This is a genomic window from Domibacillus sp. PGB-M46 (genome assembly GCF_022668875.1).
Classification (GTDB): Bacteria; Bacillota; Bacilli; order Bacillales; family Domibacillaceae; genus Domibacillus.
This window is the reverse complement of the sequence record NZ_JAKGCR010000006.1, coordinates 1-25,076: the sequence shown is the minus strand read 5'-3', so window position 1 is coordinate 25,076 and position 25,076 is coordinate 1. Positions and strand designations below refer to the sequence as shown.

At 44.7% G+C, this 25,076-nt stretch carries 30 protein-coding genes and 3 pseudogenes; 6 read left to right on the top strand and 27 right to left on the bottom strand.

Going from position 1 to position 25,076, the window contains the following annotated elements; all coding sequences use genetic code 11:
* Positions 1 to 39: 39 nt before the first annotated feature.
* From L2D08_RS09455 to L2D08_RS09380, 16 genes are all read right to left on the bottom strand, one after another.
* Entirely contained in the window at positions 40 to 459 is a 420-nt protein-coding gene (locus L2D08_RS09455; RefSeq protein ID WP_242233521.1) for an Asp23/Gls24 family envelope stress response protein, read from the bottom strand.
* Positions 460 to 475: 16 nt separating this feature from the next.
* Positions 476 to 1,834: an acetyl-CoA carboxylase biotin carboxylase subunit gene (gene accC / locus L2D08_RS09450; RefSeq protein ID WP_242233520.1), complete on the bottom strand. Its 1,359-nt coding sequence runs from the start codon at positions 1,832 to 1,834 to the stop codon at positions 476 to 478.
* Between the two features lie 13 nt (positions 1,835 to 1,847).
* A complete protein-coding gene (accB, locus tag L2D08_RS09445) occupies positions 1,848 to 2,339 on the bottom strand; it encodes an acetyl-CoA carboxylase biotin carboxyl carrier protein (protein ID WP_242233519.1) in 492 nt (163 codons plus the stop codon).
* Between the two features lie 149 nt (positions 2,340 to 2,488).
* Positions 2,489 to 3,007 (bottom strand): SpoIIIAH-like family protein, encoded by a 519-nt coding sequence (locus L2D08_RS09440; RefSeq protein ID WP_242233518.1) that lies wholly within the window; start codon positions 3,005 to 3,007, stop codon positions 2,489 to 2,491.
* Positions 3,007 to 3,555 carry a stage III sporulation protein AG gene (locus L2D08_RS09435; RefSeq protein ID WP_242233517.1) on the bottom strand — a complete coding sequence of 183 codons (549 nt, stop codon included), beginning with the start codon at positions 3,553 to 3,555 and terminating at the stop codon, positions 3,007 to 3,009. Before L2D08_RS09435 ends, L2D08_RS09440 begins: the two co-directional genes overlap by 1 nt.
* Positions 3,548 to 4,048: a stage III sporulation protein AF gene (locus tag L2D08_RS09430; RefSeq protein ID WP_242233516.1), complete on the bottom strand. Its 501-nt coding sequence runs from the start codon at positions 4,046 to 4,048 to the stop codon at positions 3,548 to 3,550. The genes L2D08_RS09435 and L2D08_RS09430 overlap by 8 nt, the downstream gene beginning before the upstream one ends.
* Positions 4,049 to 4,052: 4 nt before the next feature.
* Complete coding sequence (spoIIIAE, locus tag L2D08_RS09425; RefSeq protein ID WP_242233515.1) at positions 4,053 to 5,138, bottom strand: stage III sporulation protein AE; 1,086 nt, start codon at positions 5,136 to 5,138, stop codon at positions 4,053 to 4,055.
* Between the two features lie 3 nt (positions 5,139 to 5,141).
* A complete protein-coding gene (locus tag L2D08_RS09420; RefSeq protein WP_242233514.1) occupies positions 5,142 to 5,450 on the bottom strand; it encodes a SpoIIIAC/SpoIIIAD family protein in 309 nt (102 codons plus the stop codon).
* 99 nt (positions 5,451 to 5,549) lie between these two features.
* A complete protein-coding gene (gene spoIIIAC, locus L2D08_RS09415) occupies positions 5,550 to 5,753 on the bottom strand; it encodes a stage III sporulation protein AC (protein WP_242233513.1) in 204 nt (67 codons plus the stop codon).
* 13 nt (positions 5,754 to 5,766) lie between these two features.
* Positions 5,767 to 6,279 (bottom strand): hypothetical protein, encoded by a 513-nt coding sequence (locus tag L2D08_RS09410; protein WP_242233512.1) that lies wholly within the window; start codon positions 6,277 to 6,279, stop codon positions 5,767 to 5,769.
* On the bottom strand, positions 6,276 to 7,169 hold the full coding sequence (gene spoIIIAA / locus L2D08_RS09405; protein WP_242233511.1) for a stage III sporulation protein AA: 894 nt from the start codon (positions 7,167 to 7,169) through the stop codon (positions 6,276 to 6,278). The genes L2D08_RS09410 and spoIIIAA overlap by 4 nt, the downstream gene beginning before the upstream one ends.
* Positions 7,170 to 7,261: 92 nt before the next feature.
* Positions 7,262 to 8,368: an acyl-CoA dehydrogenase family protein gene (locus L2D08_RS09400; protein ID WP_242233757.1), complete on the bottom strand. Its 1,107-nt coding sequence runs from the start codon at positions 8,366 to 8,368 to the stop codon at positions 7,262 to 7,264.
* Positions 8,369 to 8,476: 108 nt separating this feature from the next.
* Positions 8,477 to 9,034 carry an elongation factor P gene (efp, locus tag L2D08_RS09395; RefSeq protein WP_242233510.1) on the bottom strand — a complete coding sequence of 186 codons (558 nt, stop codon included), beginning with the start codon at positions 9,032 to 9,034 and terminating at the stop codon, positions 8,477 to 8,479.
* A gap of 20 nt (positions 9,035 to 9,054) precedes the next feature.
* On the bottom strand, positions 9,055 to 10,116 hold the full coding sequence (locus tag L2D08_RS09390) for a M24 family metallopeptidase (RefSeq protein ID WP_242233509.1): 1,062 nt from the start codon (positions 10,114 to 10,116) through the stop codon (positions 9,055 to 9,057).
* Between the two features lie 4 nt (positions 10,117 to 10,120).
* Positions 10,121 to 10,558, bottom strand: a complete 438-nt coding sequence (aroQ, locus tag L2D08_RS09385; protein ID WP_242233508.1) for a type II 3-dehydroquinate dehydratase — start codon at positions 10,556 to 10,558, stop codon at positions 10,121 to 10,123.
* 59 nt (positions 10,559 to 10,617) lie between these two features.
* On the bottom strand, positions 10,618 to 11,037 hold the full coding sequence (locus tag L2D08_RS09380; RefSeq protein ID WP_242233507.1) for a hypothetical protein: 420 nt from the start codon (positions 11,035 to 11,037) through the stop codon (positions 10,618 to 10,620).
* Positions 11,038 to 11,144: 107 nt separating this feature from the next.
* Here L2D08_RS09380 and L2D08_RS09375 point away from each other — a divergent pair, with 107 nt between their 5' ends.
* Positions 11,145 to 12,083, top strand: coding sequence for a DUF1385 domain-containing protein (locus L2D08_RS09375; RefSeq protein WP_242233506.1), 939 nt, complete (start codon positions 11,145 to 11,147; stop codon positions 12,081 to 12,083).
* A 37-nt stretch (positions 12,084 to 12,120) separates the two neighbouring features.
* Entirely contained in the window at positions 12,121 to 12,501 is a 381-nt protein-coding gene (locus tag L2D08_RS09370) for an SA1362 family protein (RefSeq protein ID WP_242233505.1), read from the top strand.
* A 95-nt stretch (positions 12,502 to 12,596) separates the two neighbouring features.
* On the opposite strand, the pseudogene L2D08_RS09365 reads toward L2D08_RS09370, so the two are convergent.
* From L2D08_RS09365 to L2D08_RS09350, 5 genes and pseudogenes are all read right to left on the bottom strand, one after another.
* A pseudogene (locus L2D08_RS09365) lies at positions 12,597 to 14,363 on the bottom strand (vitamin B12-dependent ribonucleotide reductase); the annotation flags it as partial.
* A gap of 235 nt (positions 14,364 to 14,598) precedes the next feature.
* Positions 14,599 to 14,727, bottom strand: a complete 129-nt coding sequence (locus L2D08_RS24455; RefSeq protein ID WP_375337575.1) for a DUF559 domain-containing protein — start codon at positions 14,725 to 14,727, stop codon at positions 14,599 to 14,601.
* Between the two features lie 88 nt (positions 14,728 to 14,815).
* The gene (locus L2D08_RS09360; protein WP_242233504.1) at positions 14,816 to 15,487 is read right to left on the bottom strand and encodes a hypothetical protein; all 672 of its coding nucleotides are present in this window, start codon (positions 15,485 to 15,487) and stop codon (positions 14,816 to 14,818) included.
* A 125-nt stretch (positions 15,488 to 15,612) separates the two neighbouring features.
* Positions 15,613 to 16,407, bottom strand: a pseudogene (locus L2D08_RS09355) (ribonucleotide reductase N-terminal alpha domain-containing protein); the annotation flags it as partial.
* A gap of 195 nt (positions 16,408 to 16,602) precedes the next feature.
* Positions 16,603 to 17,439, bottom strand: a complete 837-nt coding sequence (locus L2D08_RS09350; RefSeq protein WP_242233503.1) for a lipoate--protein ligase family protein — start codon at positions 17,437 to 17,439, stop codon at positions 16,603 to 16,605.
* Between the two features lie 218 nt (positions 17,440 to 17,657).
* Here L2D08_RS09350 and L2D08_RS09345 point away from each other — a divergent pair, with 218 nt between their 5' ends.
* The 3 genes from L2D08_RS09345 (at position 17,658) to L2D08_RS09335 (ending at position 20,448) form a co-directional block, all read left to right on the top strand.
* Complete coding sequence (locus tag L2D08_RS09345; RefSeq protein ID WP_242233756.1) at positions 17,658 to 17,978, top strand: rhodanese-like domain-containing protein; 321 nt, start codon at positions 17,658 to 17,660, stop codon at positions 17,976 to 17,978.
* Positions 17,979 to 18,090: 112 nt separating this feature from the next.
* Positions 18,091 to 19,671: a DEAD/DEAH box helicase gene (locus L2D08_RS09340; RefSeq protein WP_242233502.1), complete on the top strand. Its 1,581-nt coding sequence runs from the start codon at positions 18,091 to 18,093 to the stop codon at positions 19,669 to 19,671.
* A 9-nt stretch (positions 19,672 to 19,680) separates the two neighbouring features.
* Positions 19,681 to 20,448 carry a YqhG family protein gene (locus L2D08_RS09335; protein WP_242233755.1) on the top strand — a complete coding sequence of 256 codons (768 nt, stop codon included), beginning with the start codon at positions 19,681 to 19,683 and terminating at the stop codon, positions 20,446 to 20,448.
* On the opposite strand, the gene L2D08_RS09330 is transcribed toward L2D08_RS09335, so the two are convergent.
* From L2D08_RS09330 to comGC, 5 genes and pseudogenes are all read right to left on the bottom strand, one after another.
* Positions 20,449 to 20,793 carry a hypothetical protein gene (locus L2D08_RS09330; RefSeq protein WP_242233501.1) on the bottom strand — a complete coding sequence of 115 codons (345 nt, stop codon included), beginning with the start codon at positions 20,791 to 20,793 and terminating at the stop codon, positions 20,449 to 20,451.
* Positions 20,794 to 20,818: 25 nt separating this feature from the next.
* Positions 20,819 to 21,247 (bottom strand): competence type IV pilus minor pilin ComGF, encoded by a 429-nt coding sequence (gene comGF, locus L2D08_RS09325; RefSeq protein WP_242233500.1) that lies wholly within the window; start codon positions 21,245 to 21,247, stop codon positions 20,819 to 20,821.
* Positions 21,231 to 21,521 (bottom strand): hypothetical protein, encoded by a 291-nt coding sequence (locus L2D08_RS09320; RefSeq protein WP_242233499.1) that lies wholly within the window; start codon positions 21,519 to 21,521, stop codon positions 21,231 to 21,233. Before L2D08_RS09320 ends, comGF begins: the two co-directional genes overlap by 17 nt.
* Positions 21,522 to 21,528: 7 nt before the next feature.
* Positions 21,529 to 21,996 (bottom strand): competence type IV pilus minor pilin ComGD, encoded by a 468-nt coding sequence (comGD, locus tag L2D08_RS09315; protein ID WP_242233498.1) that lies wholly within the window; start codon positions 21,994 to 21,996, stop codon positions 21,529 to 21,531.
* Positions 21,962 to 22,270: pseudogene (gene comGC / locus L2D08_RS09310) on the bottom strand (competence type IV pilus major pilin ComGC); the annotation flags it as partial. The pseudogene comGC and the gene comGD, both read right to left, overlap by 35 nt.
* A 319-nt stretch (positions 22,271 to 22,589) precedes the next feature.
* Between comGC and L2D08_RS09305 the strand changes: the two are divergent.
* Positions 22,590 to 24,065 (top strand): S-layer homology domain-containing protein, encoded by a 1,476-nt coding sequence (locus tag L2D08_RS09305; RefSeq protein WP_242233496.1) that lies wholly within the window; start codon positions 22,590 to 22,592, stop codon positions 24,063 to 24,065.
* A 240-nt stretch (positions 24,066 to 24,305) separates the two neighbouring features.
* On the opposite strand, the gene L2D08_RS09300 is transcribed toward L2D08_RS09305, so the two are convergent.
* Positions 24,306 to 25,076: Ig-like domain-containing protein (locus L2D08_RS09300; protein WP_242233495.1), on the bottom strand; the 771-nt coding region annotated here is incomplete at its 5' end.

The window sequence follows — 25,076 nt, the reverse complement described above, 5'->3', positions numbered from 1 at the left end:
TACGAAAAACGCTCCGGCAATGCCAGAGCGCTTTTTCACTTATACTTCATCCTGATATTCAGGTTCCGGCTGTTTCGTTTCAAATTGTATCCCAACAATATGAATGTTAATCTCGTCAGCTTCGAGTGCCGTCATGTTGAGAAGTGTCTGGCGGATTCCTTCCTGCATCAATTTGGCAACACGCGGAATCGATACACCAAATTTCACCACACAATAAACATCTACTTTAATGCCGTCTTCCGTTAAATCAACCCGGACACCTTTGCCGTGGTTTTTCTTTCCAAGCCGTTCCACTACACCCGATGCAAAGCTTCCGCGCATTTTTTCAACGCCATCCACTTCTGATGCAGCGATACCGGCAATCACTTCTATCACTTCAGGAGCAATTTCAATCCGGCCATGGCCGCCCTCTCCATTGCTCATTTCAAGTACTTGATTTACAGATTGCTGTTCCGACATTTTAAGCACCTCCGGATTATGATTGAGTTTGCATTACATCATGGATTTCAAGAAATTTCGTATTGAAATCTCCGCCTACAAACACTTCATGCTCAAGCAGCTTCTGATGAAACGGAATGGTTGTATAAACACCTTCAATCACAAATTCTGAAAGCGCCCGCTTCATCCGTGCAATCGCTTCTTCCCGGGTTTTCCCGTGAACAATTAATTTTGCAACCATTGAATCATAATAAGGCGGAATCATATAGCCTGGATACACTGCAGAATCGATCCGCACCCCGAATCCGCCCGGCGGAAGGTATCCTTCTACCCTTCCTGCAGACGGCATAAAATTCTTTTCCGGGTTTTCTGCATTGATCCGGCATTCAATCGCCCAGCCGTCAAATGTGACGTCTTCCTGTGTCAGTGATAATGCTTCACCGGAAGCGACCCGGATTTGCTCCTTGATCAAATCAACGCCGGTGACCATTTCTGTGACAGGATGCTCTACTTGAATACGGGTATTCATTTCCATGAAATAAAATATGCCCGCATGCGCATCATAAATAAATTCTACCGTGCCTGCCCCTGTATAATCAACTGCTTTGGCTGCTTTAACAGCTGCTTCACCCATTTGGGCTCTTGTTTCTTCGCTTAAAGCCGGAGACGGCGTTTCTTCAAGCAGCTTTTGCATGCGGCGCTGAATCGTACAGTCACGCTCACCCAAATGAATGACGTTTCCGTGCGTATCAGCCAGCACCTGAATTTCAACATGACGGAAATCCTCGATGAATTTCTCTAAATACACACCTGGATTGCCGAAAGCAGTCGCTGCTTCCTGCTGGGTCATATTAATGCCTTTTTCCAGTTCCGCTTCATCACGGGCTACGCGGATCCCTTTTCCGCCTCCGCCGGCTGTCGCCTTGATAATCACCGGATATCCGATTTTGGCAGCAACCGTCAGTCCTTCCTCAATATCTTTAATGATCCCGTCTGAACCAGGAACAATTGGCACTCCTGCTTCTTCCATTGTATCGCGCGCTACGTCTTTTGTTCCCATTTGCGTAATCGCTTCTGGCGACGGACCGATAAAGGTAATATTCAACTCGCGGCATAATTCCGCAAAGCTCGCGTTTTCCGCTAAAAAGCCGTAACCGGGATGGATGGCATCTGACTCTGTTAGCTTCGCTACGCTGACAATATTGGTAAAGTTCAAGTAGCTGTCTTTTGAAGCAGTTGGACCGATGCAGTACGCTTCATCAGCCAGTTGTACATGCAGCGCTTCTCGGTCTGCTTCTGAATAAACCGCCACTGTGTCGATCCCAAGCTCCCTGCAGGCCCGGATAATTCGAACCGCAATTTCTCCACGATTGGCAATCAATACTTTTTTAATCATCGCAAATGCTCCTTTATTCCGGTTTCACCAAGAAAAGCGGCTGGCCATATTCAACAAGCTGGCCATCTTTTACAAGGATTTCAACAATTTCTCCGCTTACTTCTGCTTCGATTTCATTAAACAGCTTCATAGCTTCCACGATGCAGACAACGGAGTCCGGCTGAACCTTTGACCCTGTTTTTACATATGCTTCTTTATCCGGCGATGGCGATTGATAAAACGTTCCGACCATTGGTGAAGTAATTTTATGTAGGCTGGAATCATCCGCTGCTGATTTTGGCGCTTCTGGTGCCGGTGTTTCCTGCGTAACAGGCGCGGCTGGCGCTTCCGGTGTAACAGATACTTGCTGAACGTGTGATACCGGTGCTCCTGGTGCTGCAGCATATGTAGTCGTTCCTGTTGATTTTTTCATTTTCAGCTTACTTCCTGCTGATTCAAATACAAATTCATCAATTCCTGATTGATCAACCAGTTTGATTAGTTCTCTAATTTCTTGTACTTTCATGTACAGAGCACCCCTTTTAGGAAAAAAATAAACGAGCCGTTTTCACATAACAAAAAAGCTCCTTTTCTCATTTTATCTTTTTTTCGTCAATTAGCAAATATAGAATCCAAATGAAAGGAACCCGCTTTACGAAAAGCGGGAGGCTTTTTTTATTTTAAGGGTTCAAATTCTACCGAAACAGGCATTTTGTCGCCCATTTCCTCTTTGGCAAGCCGAATCAGCTCATTGGCGGCTTCAGTGGAATGGCTGTCCGCTTTGACGGTAACCCGAACTTCTCCGTCCATTGTTCGTACGAGTGCGTCTTCATACCCTTTTGATTTAATTACCGTTTCAAGCATCCGCTCGCTTGCAGCCTGCTCATCGAGCTCCTGTATCGTTGTATAAGCTTCATCTTTTGCTTCTGCTGACAGGTCCGCAGAAGCTACTTTAGCGGTTAATTCTTCTTTTAAGCGGCTGCGCTCTTCTTCCGCTTCAAGCCGGATCATTTCAAACACTTCATCCGTTGGGGTTTCTTCGACGGCTACATCTACTTCTTTTTCCGGTTCTGACACTTTTTCCTCAAGGGTAGAGGCTGGCAGCAGCTTCTCCGGACCGGTCATATAATACACACCAAGCACAGCTGTTAAGCTAACCATCGTAAACAGCCAAACCGTTTGTTTTTTCGGCATTAGTTTTTCCCTCCTGATTTTCCAGGCATGACGGCTACGCGGTGCACCGGAACACCGAGCACCCGTGTGACCGCCTCTACCACCCTTTTTTTGACTTGGGCCCGTTCTGTCCCTCCGGCAACAATGAGCACTCCTTGAATATCCGGCCTGCGCGTTTCAATCATGACGGGACTTTCTACATCGCCATCCCGCACAAGAGCAATTTGTTCATCCTTCGTGCTTTCACTTTCTCCATCGGAGGAAACAATGTTTTTTTCGTATACCTTTCGTTCAGAAGAAGCCAGGTTCACGACTACCGAAACATCCGAGACACCTTCAATTTTATTTAATACGTCCGTTAATTCTGTTTCGTAGCTTTTTTTCCAATCCGCTTCTGGATTTGTAGCAGCAGGCTTGCTTTCTTCTTTCTCAGGCGGTTGTTCCGGTCCGGTTAAATCACTAAGCGCCATCAGTGCGATGCCGGCGCCCAGCATGATTGCTGCCCACTTCAGCGGCTTGTCCGCTTTTCCATTTTTCCACCATGTTAAAAGCGATTGCCGGTCAGCCACCTCCTGTTTCCTCCTTTTCCATCACCATATTCACCTGATGAGCCCCAATATTCCATTTTTCCGTTAAACGGCGCTCAATTTCTTGTTCCGGGCACTGCCCTTTCATCTTTATGTCCACCTGTTTTACCTGCTCTTCCGCCACTTCTGCTTCAACAGCAGTTAGTTCACAGGAAGAAAAAGCGGAAACAGCCGCCTGTGCCTCCTGCTGCAGCGCTTGGTTGACATAGGTATCAGAAGCCAGTTCAGAAACACCGGACAACTGCTCGACCTGCTGTTTCGTTTCCTGCTCAAACGAAGAAACGGTACGTTCATTCGAAAAAGAAAAGGACCAATCAGCAGAAAAGAGCGGCTTGACCAGGGCGGCCATGATTACAAGTCCTGCCGCCAGCCTGACGTATTTTTTCATCGGTGATTCGGACAAAAACATGTCTACGATAGAAGCGCATAAAAGAAGTGCCAGCACTGATGCAAGCCAGTCAAAAAGCCCCTGCATTTCCTCACCTCATCATGTAAGCGGCATTTCCAGCCGCTACAACAGCGGCCATGAATAGAAAATACATAAAAGACACGAGTGCAAGTGCAGCCAGCATAAACGACATTGTTTTACCGATTATATCCAGAAGTGACGCAGCCGCTGAGTCACCAAGCGGCTGCAGCACGGCGGCAGATGCCTTATACAAGATGACGAGCACCATTAGTTTTACGACGGGAAAAAGGGCCGTCAGCGCCAAAAGCCCAACGCCGGCCACACCGGCTGTATTGTGAATCATTAAAGCGGCCCCAGAAGCCGTGTCCGCGGCATCCGCCATCATGCGCCCCACAACCGGCACAAACGTACCGCTTATAAATTTTGCTGTTTTGACGGTTAAACCGTCCGCCGCCGCAGCAGTCACGCCCCTTAAAGTCAAAATGGTCAGAAACACCGTCATAAACGCACTGAGAAGCCAGATACTGACCGTTCTAAGGAGTGCAGCAATCCGATCGGCATTGTAGTGATCGGAAAGCAAACTGACCAAGCTGAAAACAACCGAGAAGATCAAGCACGGCAAAATAATCTGGTCAATTAAAATGCCGGACGCATTCATCATAAAAAGAAGCAGCGGCGGGAATAAAGCAGCAGAGGCTACAGCGCCGCTTATCGTCAATAAGGCGATCAAGACCGGCATAAAGGCCATCATGAAAACGGTCATTTGCTCTACCGCTCCCGAAATAGACTCGACAGCGAGCCGGAATGTGCCCATAGCCAGTATAAAAATCGGAATCAATACGGCTGCTTCTGCTGTCTTCGTTACCGTCTGCGTTTCCAATGCTTGTCCTACTGTTTTAAGCACAGCTGCCAAAATGGACAGCAAAAAAATAATGGCTAAGCTCTGCGCGTGTGTGGTAACCTCAAAAAGCACGTAAGACTTCAATGCCGACATCCAGCTTTCGGGAGAAAACAAAGCGGCTAAATCAATATTTCCGGAATCAAACTCCATTTTTCTTGGCAAAAAAGGGCCGTACAGCTGCTTTAATTCGCTCCACCTTTTTTCAAGCGCCGATAAATCTGCTTGCTCCATTATCGGCTGCCATATAGATCCCATGGATCACCGCCCTGGAAGCATGTTTAACACTGTTTCAATCAAAATGGTCAAAATCGGCAGGATAAGCGCCATAATAATGATTTTCCCGGCTATCTCCATTTTTGCTGCAAGAGCCTGCTGACCGGCATCTTTCGCAATATTGGCGATAAATTCCGATATAAAGGCTACGCCGACCGCTTTTAAAACGGTCTCAATATAAAGGGCTTCCACTCCTGCATAAGCAGCCATTTTCCGGACGGCCGCGATCAATTTGGCCATTTCGTCTGCAAATTGAAATAGAAGAATGCTGCACGTAAACAGAACAAACAGCAATGAAAAACCTGGATTATATTCATGAAGCAGAATGGCTAAAAAAACAGCGACGAGTATAATAGCGGCAATATGAGTAATGGCAATGATTCACCGCTCCTGTCATTGAAATAAAAATACGGATTTGATTTTTTCAAACAGCTGGCCAACAATAGTAGCCGCCATAAATAAAATGTAAACAAAGCCAAATAACGTGACCCACTGGGCATATTCTTTTTTTCCAAGCTGGTCTAAAATGGTGTGCAGAAAAGCAGCGACAATGCCAATGCCTGCAATTTTAAACAGTAAATCCACGTCCATATCCATCTATCGACCCACCCTATAGGAGCAAAATGGCTGTCATAAGTCCACACAGCAGGCTGACGGACCGTGTCATGCCGGAAAGCCTTTTTTCTTCGACCGCTGCTTCCTCCCGCTGCTTTTCAAGCTGCTTTAAAACAAGCTGGAGCTTTCTCGCTTCTGCCGTCTGGTTTACAGTCCCCAGCATACAGCCTGCCTGTTCTACAACCTGTAAGTCCCTTTTTTTCAATGCCAGCCCGGTTCCCTGCTTTTTTAAAACAGCGGACCAAAGATCACCAGCACTTTTTTCTGAGACGGCCAGCGCTTCAGCAAATTCTGCAAAAGCCAGATTGGCAGGCTTTTCAATCGTTTGGGAAATAGAGCGCGCAGCCGTTTCCATCGATTCAGCACCATAAGCAATAGAAGACTCAAGCATCATTAGGGCTGTTTCAAACTGGCGAATTTGACGAACACGCTCCCCGTATGACCTGGACTTGTGCCAGCCGATAAACAAGCTCGCTGCGATAATAAAAAGAGCCCCTGCCCACTTCATCCGGCCGCTTGCCTTTCCTTTTTTAAAATCGTAAAGCCATGCTCCCGGTTTACTTCAATATAGGTATCAAACAAGCCGCTTTCTTTAATATGACGAATAACGGGACGGCGAAGCGCTTCTTCTAGGGAACGTGCATGAACAGTGGCAATTACCGCAATGCCTGCATGCAGGGCTTCAGAAAGCGCCTGTGCATCCTCTGGCCGTCCAATCTCATCCACAATCAAAACTTCCGGGCTCATCGAACGGATCATCATCATCATGCCTTCCGATTTAGGACATGCATCGAGTACATCTGTTTTCATGCCAACGTCGAGCTGGGGAACCCCATAGAGACAGCCGGCAATTTCAGATCTTTCATCGACGATGCATGTTTTCACCGGCTTTATATTCCGCTTGTCCTCCCCCGTACCCGCAATGCGGGCAATATCCCGCAGCAGCGTTGTTTTGCCGGACCTTGGGGGACCAATCAGCAGCGTACTTTTCCATCCGCCTTCACATAAAGATGCCAGCAACGGAAGAGCTGCTCCTTTTTTTTGCTTGGCGATCCTAATATTGAAGAATGATAAGTTTGTCATCGAAGACACCGTTCCGTCTTTTAAAACAGCTTGTCCCGCCAGACCGATTCGGTGTCCTCCTTCGATCGTTAAATAACCGCGCTTTAATTGCTCCTCAAGCCGGTATACAGAATGTTTGGTGATTTTATGAACAAACGCGGCACGGTCTTGCTCAGAAAAACAAGTAGACAGCACGTACGGCTTTGGTCCTGACAGCTCTATACGCTGCCCGGTTCGCAGCCGGATTTCTTCAATCGCCGGATCGCTTTTCAAAAGAGGACTGACAGCTTGTAGCGTCGATTCGGGTAAATAAGGGATAATGGTTTTATAGGGCAATCCGCCGCCTCCTTCCGCTCTTTCCACATTGTATGACTGAGGAAGGCATATTATCCATGAAAAAAACCGCCAAGAGATTGGCGGTTTAATATTTACGAGCGAAATTGCGACAGCGCACTTTGGGCAAGCGTCCGGTAAGCAATATCGTCCATTGGCGGATTATGAAGGCCTGCACGAACGTTTTGCCAATACCGGTGAAGCGGGTTTTTCGCAGACAAGCTTCTGGCACCGACAATCCGCATGGCTATATCGGTTACTTCAATAGCCGTGTTGGTTACAAACACTTTTGCCGCGGCCATTTGCGGACCGATTGGATTCTCTGGTTCCCGGTCATACAGTTCTGCTGTTCGGTACAAAAATTGACGGGCAGCCAACAGCTTGGTTTCCATTTCACCAATAGACTGCTCCATAACCGGCAATTCGCCGATCGGGTGATCAAGTGCAGCCGGCGTATAAGAGGCCGCAAACTTAAGCGCATAATCACGGGCGGCACCGGCAATGCCAATGTAACAAGCCGGGATGTGAAGAAGAGACCCTTTTCGGCGAAGCCGCTGGGACTGATCAAGCTTCTCCACAATATAATCAGCCGGAATTCTCACATTCTCGAGAATTAAATCATGGCTCGCTGTTCCACGCATGGCTACACTGTCCCACGTTTCCCGTATGGAAACTCCTTCGGCAGACATCGGTACAAGAAACACAGCTGCCTCTTTTGTTTCGCCAATCGATGCAGAAACAAATACGTAATCCAAGACGGGCGCTGCAGAGGTAAATGTTTTTTCCCCGTTGATTACATATTCCTGGCCGTCACGAACGGCATTTGTTTTAAATCGTGCCCCCCGAAGCGGGCTTCCTGCATTGCGCTCACTTGCTGCCGCATTGACCAGTTTGCCGTTTTGGATTTCTTCTATAAGAAAGTCAGTAATCGCCGGGTTCCAGTGCCGGTACTCTGCATATTCCATCAGGATGCCTGTGTGCCACCCAATCGAAAGACCCGTTGCCCCGCATCCTTTTGCGATCAACTCCTGATGCTGGATAAAATCAACGAGTGACATTCCTCCGTTTTGCGGAAGCATTGCTTTTGTATAGCCGATCTTCTTTAAATCTTTTATATTTTCAAATGGAAAAGAATTCAGCTCATCTAATGCCGGTTCTCTAGATTGAAAGGCTGGAATCAGCGGCTCGATTTTTTCTTTCATATTCAATACGATCGACCTTCTTTCTCTTTATCTTCTTTCATCGTACGAATAAGCAGGACAGAACGCAAATAAAAAGGGCATACCTGTCAGGTACGCCCTAAAAAATCATTATGCACGCGATACATATGATCCGTCCGTTGTATTTACGATCAGTACGTCACCTTCGTTTACGAAGAACGGCACGTTTACAGTAAGTCCTGTTTCTACAGTTGCCGGCTTTGTACCGCCTGATGCTGTATCGCCTTTGATGCCTGGTTCTGTTTCTGTTACTTTTAATTCTACTGTGTTCGGAAGCTCTACACCAAGTGTTTCTGTTCCAAACATCATAATGGATACTTCCATGTTCTCTTTCAGGAACTTTAACTCATAGTCAATTTGAGATGCTGGAATTTCGATTTGTTCATATGATTCGTTATCCATGAACACGTGCTGGTCGCCGTTTGCATACAAGTATTGCATACGACGGTTGTCGATTTGTGCTTTTCCTACTTTTTCACCGGCACGGAATGTTTTTTCCTGAATGGCACCCGTACGAAGGTTGCGCAGCTTTGAACGAACAAACGCTGCTCCTTTTCCTGGTTTTACGTGCTGGAAATCTACAACGCGCCAAATGCCGTTGTCTACTTCAATTGTTAAGCCTGTACGAAAATCGTTTACTGAAATCATGTGTGTTCCTCCTGGGGTTTTTACAAAATAATAAGTTCTTTAGCAGAATGTGTGAGCCGTTCATTCCCGCTGTCTGTAAGCAGGATATCGTCCTCGATCCGGACGCCGCCGATACCCGGCAAATAAATGCCCGGTTCCACTGTTACAACCATACCAGATTCGAGCGGTTTATCACTTTTTACCGAGAGTCTCGGACTTTCATGCACTTCAAGGCCAAGGCCGTGTCCAGTGGAGTGGCCAAATGCATCTCCATATCCTTTTGATGAAATAATATCGCGTGCTACAGCATCTGCCTCGGCACCTGTCATTCCAGGCTTGATTTGATCTACCGCAGCCATTTGCGCTTCCAATACAATCGCATAAATTTCCTTTAGCTGCTCGGATGGTTCTCCAACCGCTACTGTACGGGTGATGTCCGATGCATATCCTTTGTAGTATGCGCCAAAATCAAGCGTAACGAAGTCGCCTGACTGGATTTCCTTTTCACTCGCTACACCGTGCGGCAAAGCTGAGCGGGCACCTGAGGCAACAATAATATCAAAAGAGGAAGAATCTGCACCGCATTTTCTCATGAAAAATTCAAGTTCATTCGATACATCAATTTCTCTTACTCCCGGCTTCAGAAAATCCAAAATATGCTTGAACGCTGCATCTGCGATGTCACACGCTTCCTTTAATATCTTAATCTCTGGTTCGGTCTTAATCAAGCGCAAGTTTTCCACGATTCCTGCCACCGGCTTGAGTGTCCCGTTGAAATACTTTTGAAGTAATTCAAACTCCTGATAAGAAACGTATTCTTTTTCAAAACCAAGCGTCTGTACACCAAGTGCTTCTGCTTTCTGCATAGCTTCTTCGAAAATTGATTTTGTATGCTGGACGATCGTAAATCCAGCTGCCTGCTTTGCTGCCTGCTCTGTATAACGAAAATCGGTCATAAAAACGGCTTCTTCGCTTGTGACGAGTACAGCACCTGATGTACCGGTAAACCCGCTCACATAGCGCCGGTTGTACGGACTCATAATAAATAAACCATCCAGGCCCTGCTCAGCTATTTTTGAGCGCAGCTTTTCAATCTGTCCCATTTTCTCAGCCCTCCCTGTTTACCAAAAAGTCGAGTGCCATTTCGTAGCCGTACAGCCCAAAGCCGCACAGCTGTCCTATCGCGTGAGGTGCCGTAACTGAATGATGCCGGAAAGCTTCTCTCTTATGAATATTTGAAATATGTACTTCTACAATCGGTACGTTAATCCCTGCTGCTGCATCAGCAATAGCATAGCTGTAGTGGGTGAATGCACCGGGATTGAAAATAATCCCATCCATTCTCTCATCCTCTGCTAGATGAAGCCGTTCCACGATTTCTCCTTCAAAATTCGAGTGAAAGGTTACCACTTCCACGCCTGCCTGCGCCCCGCGTTTGATCAGCCGTTCCTCAAGCTCGGCAAGCGTCGTCGTTCCGTAAATATGCGGTTCACGCTTTCCAAGCCGGTTCAGGTTTACCCCATTAATAAGCAAAATTTTCTTCATTTCTTATCCCCCGGCTATTCATTTTCCCGACTAGTTTACCATATTTGCCCGTCTTCTGACTACTTGGCTCTTTCGTAATGCCAGGAAATTGTGAGGCTGATAAACAGGAAATAACCGAGTAAAAGAGAAAAAATGGTGACCAGGTGCAGAAGCGACCGGTCAGCACCGAAAAAAACAAACAAAAAAAAGAAAACAGTTATGGAAATTCCAACGGGGAAGGGCTTTCTTTTACGGAACAGCGCATAGTATAATAAAGAGAGTACAATAGAAATAAGTACACTTACCACTAAGGCAATTCCGTATTTTACAAGCAGCGGCAGCGGGAAAGCAGCAAGCATAAAAACAGGGTTCCAGTTCATAAAATGAAAGGTATAAGAAAGCCAGCTGAATAGCAGCAGCAGCAGGCCTGCCATCACGCCGGTCTCACTTATCATACGCCTTGAATAATCAGAATGTTTAGAATTGTTAGTTCGAATCATTTCTTTCCTCCTTCAAGCAGGTTCCGCTTTTATTTTAGCCGGATTATCGCTAAAATATGATTACTATACGTCCTTGCTAAAGGATGAACGAAAGAAGGAACGAACACATGAGTAATGAAAAGCCGGTGTATGGCGGGCAGGCCGTTGTTGAAGGTGTTATGTTCGGTGGAAAAAATCATACGGTTACCGCCGTACGGCGCAACGATGGATCAATTGAATATTTCCATCTGCCCCGCACGATTCGCCCCGCCCTCCAGACAATGAAGAAAATTCCTCTTCTTCGCGGTATCGTTGCCATTTTAGAAGCTGCTGCCACAGGGTCTAAACATTTAAACTTTGCCAATGACCGGTATGACGTCCTGCCGGGTGAAGAAGAAGCAAAAGCAGAAGAGCCGTCAAAGTTTACCCTTATGTTTGGGGTTGCGCTTGTAGGGATTTTATCATTCCTGTTCGGAAAATTTGTTTTTACCCTTGTACCGGTTGGCCTGGCTGAACTAACAAGGCCTGTTTTTCAAAGTGATATGGCCCAGATCCTGGTAGAAGGGCTGTTTAAATTACTCCTGCTGCTTGTTTACATTTGGGCCATTTCGATGACGCCGCTTATTAAACGTGTATTCCAATATCACGGAGCGGAGCATAAAGTAATAAATGCTTATGAAAATGGGCTTTCGCTGACTGTGCAGAATGTGCAGGCCTCTTCCCGGCTTCACTATCGCTGCGGATCCAGCTTTATTTTATTTACGGTTATTGTTGGTGTTTTTGTGTATATGCTTGTACCGACTGAGCCATTTTATGTACGAGTGCTTAACCGGCTTGCTCTTATTCCTGTTGTGCTTGGCCTTTCTTTTGAGGTTCTGCAGCTCACAAACAAAGTTCGTGATGTTCCCGGCTTAAAATGGCTTGGGTATCCTGGACTTTGCCTTCAGCTTTTAACCACAAAGGATCCATCAGATGATCAAGTGGAAGTGGCGATCGCCTCTTTCAAGAAATTAATTTCCATTGAAGAAAGTACTGAAAAAGGATTAAAAGCAGACGAAATTGTCTAATATGTAAGTAACTCTATTTTTCCGGGAGGTGGCTTTAATGAATGTTCGCACTGTTGTCGTTTCCGTCATTACTGCACTCGCTGCCATTGGTCTTGTGTCAATGATGATCACCTCTCCCGGGCAGCTCGTGCAGCAAATTGCTTTTGCTGTAATCACTGTTGCGATTGTGATGTTCTTGCTCCGGCTGTTTATGCGTAACCGGACTGGAGGAAACCGCAGCGAAGACCGCGCTTACTCTAAAGCTGTGAAACAATCCAAAAAACGTTACGCCACAAAAACAGGTTTTAAACCGAAAGCATCTGTTGCTTTCACAACAGGAAAACCGAAAAAGAAAGCAGTACGCCGCAAGAAAGCCTCACATTTAACTCTTATTCAAGGAAATAAAGGAAAGCGAAGCTCCCGAGCTTCTTCTGAATGACTCTGCCGGATATCCGTGCAGGGTTTTTTATTGCCGGCAATATATAAAAAGCCGCCCTTTTTATTCAAGGGCGGCTTTTTGGAGGCCTTTTTTTCTTATAATCCACATTTCAGCTGGGCGCCGCAGTTCGTACATGTATTGCAGCCGCCGAGCTCTTCTACTGTTCCTTTGCGGCAGACCGGGCAAGTATTGCCGACTTCACTGCCAATTGTCACATTTGTTGAACGAAGATCCTGAATCGTATCAATTAAAACAACATGGTGTTCATGTTGTTTCGGTTCCGTTTTCCCTTCCTCATCCCATGTGTTTTCTTCTGCTTTCAGCGTAAGCACCTGGGAATCACGGCTTCCGTCTACATAAACCGTGCCGCCTTTTGCCCCGCCTTTGTAAAGACGCTCATACACGCTTTCTACCTGCTCAACTGTATAGCCGCGCGGCGCGTTCACGGTTTTGGAGATAGAGCTGTCAATCCATCGTTGAATCACACACTGAACATCTGCATGCGCTTCTGGTGCCAGGCTCATCGCTGTTACAAAGTAATCCGGTAATTGATCCGGATCTGCTTCCGGATTGCGCTCCAGATAGTCTTTTACAATATCCGCTTTGACCTCAATAAATTTACCAAGACGTCCGCTGCGGTAGTACGTAAAGGAGAAATATGGCTCCAATCCCGTTGATACACCCACCATCGTTCCAGTGGAACCCGTTGGTGCCACAGTTAACAAATGTGAATTGCGAATACCGTTTTGAAGAATAGCTTCCCTTACATGCTCCGGCATCTTTTTCATGTAGCCTGTATGAATAAATGCCTCACGAAGACGATTGGTTTCATCTTGTGTTTCTCCCTCAAGGAATGGGAAACTGCCTTTTTCTTTTGCCAGCTCTACAGACGTTTCGTACGCTGTTACAGCAATCGCTTCGAACACCTGGTCAACAAGGGTATTTCCTTCTGGAGAACCATATTCTTTTTCGCAATAAATAAGCAGGTCCGCCAGTCCCATTACGCCAAGGCCGACCCGTCGTTCACCGAGCGCCTGTTTTTTGTTTTCCTCAAGGAAATACGGTGTCGCATCGATAACGTTATCCTGCATACGGACACCTGTGCGAACCGTTTGTTTTAATTTATCAAAATTCACCGTTTTCGAATCCTTGTCCGCCATTTCGGCAAGGTTAACGGCTGCTAAGTTGCAGACTGAAAATGGTGCAAGGGGCTGCTCACCACATGGGTTTGTTGCAACAACCTGCTGGCCATATGCTTTTGCATTGGTCATTTCATTGGCATTGTCGATAAAGAAAATGCCCGGTTCTGCTGAATAAGTCGCACAGACATTAATTAAATTCCATAGCTCGCGTGCTTTAATTTTGCGGTACGTGCGAACTTTATGTCCCTCGCGCTCCCATTCACGGACATCGCCGACCTTGTGCCAATTTTCGTTGTAGTATGCCATTTCTTCTTTGTTGTATGTTTCTACTGCCGGAAAACGCAGCTCATAATCTGCATTTTTTTCCACTGCATCCATAAATTCATTCGTCAGGCAGATCGAGATATTGGCACCTGTTAAAAATTCAGCGTTATGAACGCTGTATGTTCCGCCAGTGTGAAGTTTCTCTTCCGCTTCTTTGATAATTTCAGGACTGAAGCCGCCATAGCCAGGAATGTTTTTATAATTCACCACACCCTGGTACATTTGTTCTTCGCGTTCCGTCAGCGGCTTAAAGTTTAATTTATCCTTTGCCGCTTTTTGAATTTGCTCATCTTCTGTATTTTCAAGAAGATAGCGCAAAATACGCGGGTTTTGCATTTTTGAAATAATAAATTCAACAATATCCGGGTGCCAGTCTGCTAGCATAATCATTTGAGCCAATATGTTACGTTGGTTCGTTACACCAACTCTCTAAGTCACCTTAGAGCTCAGACCATATCTTATACCTATTTTGGTATCCCCGCACTTCGGAAGCACTTGCTTCCTACTCTACTTCCTTCCGCTTACTAAGCGTGGTTTCGATGGTCGTTGAACCTTCTTCCTTTAAGAAGCTTGGCTGCTGATTGTCTTTATCCCCTTGCTGTTTTTAAGCATTCACGCTTACCGTTTCCAGTTACGTTGTAGCCAGCAAGTCATCTATGATGCTTTTGACATATTGAAAGTTATTTAGTATGTCATCTTCCCAAAAACGAACAATTCGGTATCCATTCCTTTTTGCTATCTCATTTTTTTCCTGGTCGATTTTTATCCTTTCGACTTGCCCATCCGATGGTTCTGGATAAAACTTAGGATTGGCGTGCCAATAATCTCCATCGCATTCAATAATAAGGTTATACTTCTTTTAGAAAAAAATCATATTGTCTCTTTTGAAGGATAGAGGAGTACTTATATCCGGTATTCAATTCCTTCAGATGGTTTTCTAAATTTTTTTCTATATTGGTCTTTCTGAAGACCTGTTCCTTCATCTGCTTTAATGCCGCTTGCCGGATTTTTTCGATAGTTCCTTCACTGTAGATACCTGTCTTACCGCTGTTCCAAGAAGGTGTTTGATTCCCTCTTCTTGTCTTGGCTGTCTTGGATATAATATTTTTGAAATGCTTTTCTTTCTCCTCTTCGGACATAGAACCATGCCAGGCTTTTGCGCGAATCGATCTAAGGTACCTTTCACAGCCTTCACTGCATGTTTTCGTTTGCCTGTGAGGCCGGGTGCTCATATCAAACTTGCCACTACATACGACACACTTAAGCGGTTTTCCTTTGTTTCCACAAGACGGCGAGCAGTATTTTTTAGGATTTCCTCTACGAAGTCCCACAGTATTTTCACAAAGCTCGTAGGAGCATCTCAAATCCAATGTACGATAATAATGCTGTTTTAGGTATTCCTCCAGAGTTAAACCATGTTCATATTGAATATGCGATGTGAATCGACCTTGTTTGTTATAAGATAGTTGAAATCCGCAAATGTTACATTCTTGAGAATCTTTTGCATCATATGGTCTCATGATTATCACCTCAAGCAGGGTATATAACAATTGTATAATACCTGGTGCTGATCACCATTCATGACCATAAAGAGTTCCCAGCAATTCACGGGGTTTATTTATAGACGAGGCACTTAAGCTGTTTTACCACGTCTTGACCCGCCCTGCTCAACAAGATGTGTCAGCTTGGCAATATCATCAAGCCACGAAACTGATCCAGACGACTTCCCGTTTACGCCGCGGGCAAGGGTATTGCGCGGCCGAAGAGTGGAGCCGTTCGTTCCGACACCACCGCCGCGGCTCATAATTTCCATTACCTGCTTACGATGCTCGGATATGCCTTCACGTGAATCAGCTACAAATGGCATCACATAACAGTTAAAATACGTTACGTCTGTGTCTGCCCCCGCCCCGTATAATACACGGCCCGCCGGAATAAAGTTTAAGCTTACAAGTTCGTTATAAAATTTGTCGAACCATTCTTTTTTCTTTTCATCTGTTTTTTCAACAGATGAAAGCCCTGCTGCATTGCGTTTAGCAATCTGCTCGTAAAAAACTTCAAGCGGCTTTTCAATCACATCAAGACTGCGGTGAATAATACCTGTTTCTGCTTCTTCTGAATCATCGATCGCACTACGGTATTCTTCATCAATCAAAATCGATGCTCTTTTCGCTTCTCGGTCGAGCGATACGACAAAGCCTGTCCCACGAGCTGGAAATTTAGGATCTTCTTTAATTGTCAAAACAACAAAGTCGCCTTCAGACAGGGTAATTTTTTCAGTATCTTTAAATGAATATCGGTCAATCATAACCAGGCGGGAAACGCCTTTGTGTGTAATGTTCATTTCCGGCGTGATCGGGAAAACCTGCGGGAAAATGCTGATGTCCTTGTTTAACTGGTCTACGTTCAATGACATAACCTTAGCGGACGTAGCAGACATGGAAACAACTCCTTTTGTATTCTGTTGAAAAAACGCGAAAACAAACACAATATATTGTGTTTGTTTTCAATTTTATATTCTATATATTGATTTAGATCTTGCGGTTTGTCAAGCGGCCACCTTTCTGCCCATCCTCTGGCAGGCCTTGAAATCCAAGAGAAAAAAGCAAAAAAAATAATTTTGCCGAACCTCTTTTTATCTGCGAAAATTCCAATCCGGATTTTCATACCGATCCCTTTGAATGGTTTCAATTTGACGTTTTTGGTCATCTGTTAAAACGAGCGGTTCAAGATGAATATTGAGCCCTTCTTCAAACCCTTGTTTGAACGCAACACGTGCTTCATCGAGCGTTACCGGTTCAGCCCGCAGCGCATTAATCGCAACTGCTTTGTTTCCAAACGCCTTCTTCATCCGCTCTTTTACCCGGTCGTTTGGATAGTGAAACAAGCTGAACAGCTTGTCTTCATCTAAATCAAGCAGGATAGAACCATGCTGCAGGATTACCCCTTTTTGCCGGGTCTGCGCGCTTCCCGCCACTTTTCTTCCTTCAACGACAAGCTCATACCAGCTTGGCGCATCAAAACAAACACTTGAACGCGGATTTTTTAAACTTGCTTTTTCCTCCTCTGTCCGCGGGACAGCAAACTCTGCAGCAAGTCCAAGCTTACGGAATCCTTGAAGCACGCCCTCAGAAATGACCCGGTATGCTTCTGTTACACCTGTTGGCATGTCTGGATGCTCTTCACTCACAATCACGCTGTACGTTAACTCATGCTCATGAAGCACGCCTCTTCCGCCAGTCGGACGGCGTACGAAGCCAAGCCCATAATTTCGGACAGCGTCAAAATCCACTTCTTTTTCCGCTTTTTGAAAATACCCAATGGAGAGCGCCGCCGGCTCCCAGCCATAAAAGCGGACGACGGGCGGGATCAGGCCCTTGCTGTGCCAATCAAGCAGTGCCTCATCCACAGCCATATTATAAGCTGCACCTTGATTTCCAGTATCAAGAAAAGCCCATGTTTCTTTTGCCATCATATACGCCTTCTTTTCTTAGTAAATTTCCTCACTCAGTCTATCAAATTGACCCTGAAATTCAAAGGCGAACACGCTTCTTTTTTTAAAGAGAATTTTCTTTTCTTCTTATAACCATATCGATATAATAAAGGGAGCAGTTTATTCGAAAGGGGAACACAACGTTGCTTTATTCTATTGCCGCGGTACTCGGTGCCATTATTTTGTACGCGATCTTTATGTACTTTTCCCAAAAGCGTGCAGTAAAACCGCTTAGTCAGGAAGAATTTGTAAAAGGATACCGGAAAGCGCAGCTGATTGATGTGCGCGAACCGAATGAATACAATGGCGGCCACATTTTAGGAGCCCGGAACATTCCTGTTACGCAAATGAAGCAGCGAATGAAAGAAATTCGCCCGGACAAGCCTGTTTATTTGTATTGCCAGAGCGGCCTTCGCAGCGGCCGTGCTGCACAAATGCTCTACAGAAAAGGCTACCGCGACATTTATCATCTGCAAGGCGGATTTAAAAAATGGACTGGAAAAATTAAAACAAAATAAAAACAGCCCTGTTTAAACAGGGCTGTTTTTGTTTGTCCGCTTGTGTATGTTCTCCCCTTTTTACGGGCAGGCTAGGGACAGCTCATGAAATCGAAAGGAGACTTCGAGATAAATGAAGCCTGCTATTATGTATGATGATACTTGGGCAGATGCACTCGAGCAAAACTTAAAAACCGCCTCAACACCCGGCGGCTGGGCACTTTTTAATTTAACAGCCGAGATGAAGAAGCAAATTTTGCCTTCCCGCTTTGATGGGCTGCTGGCGCCTGATTTTCTGCCGCATATGCAGTTTCTTCCCCACCAGCTGAAAACGGCCCAGACCGTAATGGAAGAAATGAGCGGAACCGCTATTTTAGCAGATGAAGTGGGCCTCGGAAAAACCATTGAAGCCGGACTTATTTTAAAGGAATATATGCTGCGGGGCCTTGCTTCCCGCATCCTTATATTAGCACCTGCTTCCCTGGTCAGCCAGTGGGCCAAAGAACTGCGTGAAAAATTTCAAATTTTTGCGCTCGTCCAGCGGAAAAATCCTGACTGGTCTTGGAACGGTGTTCAGATTGCATCGATTGATTCGGCCAAACAGCCGAAGTTTGCCGATGCATTTGCGGATACGTTATTTGATATGATTATCATCGATGAAGCACACCGATTGAAAAACCCTGCTACAAAAAATCACCAGTTTGTCAGCCGCTTAAATAAAACATACTGCCTGCTGCTGACAGCCACACCGGTTCAGAACAACGCAGATGAATTGTTTCACTTGGTTTCTCTTTTAAGACCGGGGCTTTTTGGCAGCAACGGGTTCTTCCAGTCTGAATTTAAAGATGGAAAGCGCTCCGTTCAAAACCATGATGCTTTTCACGCCCTGCTCAGGCAGGTCATGATACGCAATACCCGGACAGATGTGGAAAGCGAGCCTATAAAACGCTTTATTCAAACTATCCGGATCGACCCGTCAAAAGAAGAAAAAGCGTTTTATGACTCGCTGTCCGAATGCTTGCCAAGCTCCATTACACTTCTGACGCTGCAGCGGGAAGCATGCAGCAGCAAGTATGCGGCCCTGGCGACTCTGCAAAAGCAGGAAGGGTTTGATAAAACAAAAGTTGCCGCGCTCGCTCAGGCCGTTGACCGAAATTCCAAGGCTGAAAAAGCATTAGAAATTGTGAATGGCCTGGAAAATGAAAAGGTGCTTATTTTTACTCAGTACCGGGCAACGCAGGAATATTTAGAGCTGTTTTTTCGTTATCATCAAATTCCGGCTGTTTCTTTCCAAGGAAAGTTCAAAAAAGGAAAAAAAGATTGGATGATTGAACTTTTCAAAGGTCCAGCGCGGGTGCTGATTGCCACGGAAGCGGGCAGTGAAGGATTGAACCTTCAATTTTGCCGCCATGTAATCAATTTTGATCTTCCGTGGAATCCGATGAAACTCGAACAGCGGATTGGGCGTGTGCACCGTTACGGCCAGACTGAGAACGTCCACATTTATCATCTTGCCTATAAACAATCAGTGGAAGACCGCATGCTCTCTTTACTTTACGAAAAGATCGCTCTTTTTCAAACGGCTATCGGAAAGCTGGACAATATTTTGGATCAAAACTGGGTTGAAGAACACTTGCATGATACATTCCACTCATCCAAAAGCATTAGAGAGTGGGAAATAAAAATGCAAAACCTTGCAGCTGCATTGGAGTGAACAACATTGATGTCTTTTCTTCGTTCCTTTTTTACTGCCTGTGAATGTCCTATTCTTGAAGAATCTGAACATTCGTTAAAGGTTCAGTTAACCGAAGAAGCAGATCGTTCCCTGATGAACCGCCCTTTTTATTGGCACTACAAAGACCGCCTCGGCCAGGCAGGCGATCCGATGAGCATCACCTTTTTTACAAAAGACCCTGGCCGGCCGCTCAAACACCAGGAAGAATATATTACATTCGGGTCCCCCCGTTTTCATCAGCTTCTTTCCTATGCTCAAAAAAAAGCATCGTTTGTCAAATTGTATGAAACAACAAACGGAGCGGGAACCATTCAGCTTGATCCTTGGCTGTTTGTTCATTTTCACCTTTCCTATGAAGCAAACAGCAAAAAAGAAAAGCTCGTTCCGCTTGCTCTTCATTTAATCAACGGAGCTTTTTCGGATCAATTTTTGGAACAAGCTGGCTCTCTGTCTCTCAGTCACTCGATCAGTCCTTACCATTATGTGCTCTCGCCTCTTATTACACCCGCAAGCGGCTTGAACCGGCTAAAGCAAAAAATATGGAGAGACTTGATGGAAGAGGAGCATAGCTGGGCTCAAACGGCTCTTAAAAAACAAAAAGCAGAGCTTAAGCTTCTTCAGTCTTTTTTTGACCAGGAGGAAGAGGATAATACGCATTATGAACGGGAAAAAGCAGCCATTATGCGCCGTTTTGAACCAGTAATCCGTGTTTCCGTTTTGAATGGCGGGCTTTTCTATCTGGCTCAGACAAAATAATTAATGGTATTCAACCCGGCTGAGAAACGATTCCAAGCGGGGATCGTATACATAAGTGGCACGGAAAAAACCGTCAGTATGAGTTGTTGTGATTCGAATCTGCCAGTTTTGTTCAGCTGTTTCCGTTACTGCAGTGTTTGTTGTGCCCAGATTTGTTTCTATATCAAAAGAAGCAGGCTCTGACAGGGTTAAAACACGCCGCAGCGCCATCAGCTCAGCCACACGAAACTCATAATAGTTTGTTAAATAATCCGCTGTTTTCCATTTGGTCACGGCAGCATCTGCAGCTGACACAGATGCTGCCATAATCAGTACTAAAATAAGCAAAACATGCGGAAAAATCATTCCCTGCTGACGTTTGATGTGCCTTCTAATAGAAAGGATACATGACCGCTCCTTCCTGTTCACCATTTGAAAATGTAACATGTATGTACATTTTCCCTCCTTTTTCTGAAAACGAAGCCGTTTTTACATCTTGCAGCATCACTTCATGTCCTTGCCCGTTGATCTGCCTTCTAATTTTGTCACGATATTGACTAACCGTGACTAGCATGTCACCAGAAGCTGCTGCTTGGTACGCGAGTCTGGTCCCAGACACATGCCAATTCGAAGATCCCTGCATTTCATTGCGCAGCTGAATGATAAAAAGCTCCCATTCCGTGTTTTTCTCGGCTTTTCCAGCTTCCATAGCCCGATAAGCGCCATCATAAAGCAGCGGAACCGAAGCAGCACACGCACAAAAGACTATTAATGCAATAAGAGACTCAATGAGTGTAAAGCCGTTACTGCTCCTCCACACATCTCTTTTTCCCTTGAATGAATACACACGCTTTCGCCCTTCCTCCGTCTTCTTCCCAAACCAATTTTCCCCTGGCAGCCGGCCCATCCAATTCATAAGAAAAGGAAGCATCCAAAAAAATCCGGGATTCGGCTTCTTCATACAGCTTTCTCATTCCTTCCTGCTTCTCCCAGCGCCAGGAGGTGCCCTCCATTAGTTTTAAACTAAAAGGCAGCAAAACACCTGCCGCTATAAAAAGAGCGGTTAAAGCCAGCAGACTTTCCGCTAATGTCATCCCTCTTTCATTCCTCCGAAAAATAAAAACGGCCCCTTCCAATTAAAAAAATCAGTTTAGTGGTGTTTTCATTTGTTGTAAAATAAAACGTGCCGAATCGGCTGGTCGTACCCGTTTTTAAAAAAGTAATCGTATCTAACCCCCTCTCATCAAATGTGAAATGCTCGGGGATCTCACGCTTGATAATCGTTTTTCTCGGTATTTCAAATGTATAGATATGGTAATACCGGTCTTTATTTTCAAAAAAGTCTACAACAATATTTGCGTTTTTCGAAACAGCATATGCCTGGGCTGCAAACAGATCCCTTTCTACCTGGTGAAAAAACTGACGGTTGCGCACGTCTTCCGCAATCGTCCGAAGCGGAATAAGGGCTGCTCCGAAGCAGACGGTAAAAACCGTCAGCACAATCATTATTTCCAGAAGTGTAAAGCCTTCTTCTTTATGACCCACCGGCTGACACAATTCCTTCCGCATCGATTGTAAGAGCCCCTCCACCCGGGCAGGCCGTTTCATCATCTCTTAAGTACCCATCTGTAACGAGTGTACTGACAGAGGAAGGCAGTGTTCCATTATCAATCCGGTACGCCTGTACCTGCCCCTGCACCATATGTAAATAAGCGGAACAGCCTTTTTTATTGATATTTTTACTTTGCTTTGCCACGTTTGGAATAGCGATGGAAGGCAAAACGGTAATCACCAATAAGACGATCATCATTTCTATCAGATTAAATGCTCGTTCATTCTTCCAGAATCACTTCATTCTTTTTTTCCTCCTTTTTTAAACTGAGCCAATCATCTTAAACATTGGTTTATAACACAACTTAAGCAAGCACTATAAAAAGACCCCATTAAATTTTATCCAAAAAAATGAATTTAAAGACAGAAAGTAGATAAAATGAACTAATTACGATGTTATAATATATCTACAAAGGGAACTATTGGTTTTTTTTTGATGAAATCATCACATTTTGTTGATTCAAATTGACTATCTTACTATTTGCAAAGATGAACCAGATTTGTAGTAGCAGATAGTCGTGTGTATGAAATTGAAAAGCAGGAGGAAAATGATGAAGAAACTATTGTTTGCTTTGATGGCCCTGTTTCTTTTAGGAAGCAGCGTGCTCTTTGCACCGAAAACCACACCAGCTGCCGGTAAGTTTAAGGATGTGAGTGATAGTCACTGGGCATCGCGAGAAATCTTTTATTTGTCAGGACGCGGTATTATTTCTGGGTATCCGGACGGATCGTTTAAGCCTACTGAAAAGCTTACCCGTATTCAAATTGCTATGATGGTACAGCGCGAACGTAAGTATAACACTGCAAACCAGCCAGACCCAGGCCTTCGTGATGTTCCAAAAGGGAGCAAGTATCACGCATTGGTCGCTGCAATGATGAATAATGGATTGTTTACGGACATCGTAAAAAATGGCGAATTTAAATTGAATCAGCCGGTAACACGTTCAGAAATGGCGGCTATTCTCGCAAAGGCATACAAACTTGATGGAGTATCTGGAAAAACGTTCTCAGATGTACCAACAGGCTCATGGAGCTATCCATACATACAGGCGCTAGCAAAAAATCAGATTACGGTTGGCTATAATGATGGAACCTTTAAGCCAAATGACACGCTCACACGAGCGCAGTTTTCAGCAATGATGGCACGGGTGCTAAATAGTGCATTTAAAGATTCATCGGTTACAGGCAAAGTATATCCCGATGGATGGATAGCGCCGGTATTAAAATCATCTTGGAATGCTGACCCTGCTGTAAACTATAAAACACTTCAAAATGAACTTGGCTTTACAAATGGTGGTAGTCGATATGATATTCAAGGTCTGCAAGGAGCTATTCAAGTTATTAGCCAATCTCCTACTTCCTCTTATGAAGTAGGTATTAAATTCAATGTTTGGCAGGATAGCAGTCTTACACAATCTTATCGTGTGCCAGTTGTAGCAAAAGAATTATTGAAGTTGTATTTCAGCGGAGATGCAACTCGTGTTTTGGGTTATCTAAACAGTGGAAATATTCCGGACGATTTTACTGCAAATGGCAGAAAGGTGCATGCTTCTGTTTCCGGAAGTGGTCTTTACCTTGAAGTCGGTAAGTTATCAAACCAACCGACTGGAAAAGTATACCCAGATGGATGGGTAGCGCCAGTGTTGAAGTCGTCTTGGAGTTCTGACCCTACTAAAAATTACAAGACACTTCAAAATGAACTTGGATTTACAGACGGTGGTAAACTTTACTCTATTCCTGGTAAAACTGGAGCTATTCAAGTAATTAGTCAAGGAACAGGCGGTTCATATGAAGTAGCATTACAATTCTACGTATGGAAAGAAAGTGCTCTTCCACAATCATATCGTACCCCTGTTGTTGCCAAAGAACTATTTAAATTTTACTTTGACGGAGAGGCTACTCGTGTTTGGAACTACCTAAACAGTGGCAATATCCCTGATAGCTTTACTGCCAACGGCAGAAGTGTACAAGCATCTGTTTCTTCTGGAAGGGGTGCTTTAACACTGAAATTAGGTCATAAAAAGTAAAAATGAAATGCCAAGGAAATTTTTCGTTTCCTTGGTTTTTTTATAGCTTTTTTGAATTCAACTTACCTTCCAACTGTGCTACGAACTATCTCCTTACTAAGCTACCCCCCCCCTTAGCTCAATAAGAAAGATACTTGTGTTTGTAAGCATTTATATGGATAATGATTTCACATTCTTCATTGATTTTCTCATCAGTTCCGTAAAATAAAAACAGGAAGAGCCTAAGCCCTTCCGTTTTCATCATTGATTACTCGCAATCGTAAACTGCATCTTTACAGGCTGCTTTAACTCTTTGCCTGAAGCTGATTTTACTGCTTTCTCTACATAAATAACATACGTTTCTCCTACTTTGTATCCTTCCTCTGGTGCCTCGACTTTAATTGATTTCTTATCAGCATTTAAGGAAACTTTTACTCCATCTACAAGTATTGAATTGGTTTTCACGTAGATGTTGCTGCTAGTGACTGTTGCCATATCTAAATTGTTATTCAACTTGACAGTGAAATTATAGTGCGGATCGACATTTGTTTTTGTTTCTAACTGTTTATAAACAGTCTCTTTCTTCACTATCACTGTTGCTGCTTCACTTACATTCCCTGCTTTATCGGTGGCTGTTACAGTGATTTCTGTTCCAGCTGCCTGCTTCGGAATACTAACGCTGAACTTCCCATCTGTTCCGGCTTCCACTGTACCTAGTTCGGTTGTTCCTGCTTTAACCAATACAGTTGATCCTGCTTCCGCTTCACCTGTGACTTCTGTTGATTGATCTGTTACTTCATTCACAGTTGGTGATACTGGTGCACTTGTATCTTTTACTGTTACCGTTACTGCTTCACTTACATTGCCCGCTTCATCAGTTGCCGTTACAGTGATTTCTGTTCCAGCTGCCTGCTTCGGAATACTAATGCTAAACTTCCCATCTGTCCCGGCTTCTACTGTACCTAGTTCGGTTGTTCCTGCTTTAACCAATACAGTTGATCCTGCTTCCGCTTCACCTGTGACTTCTGTTGA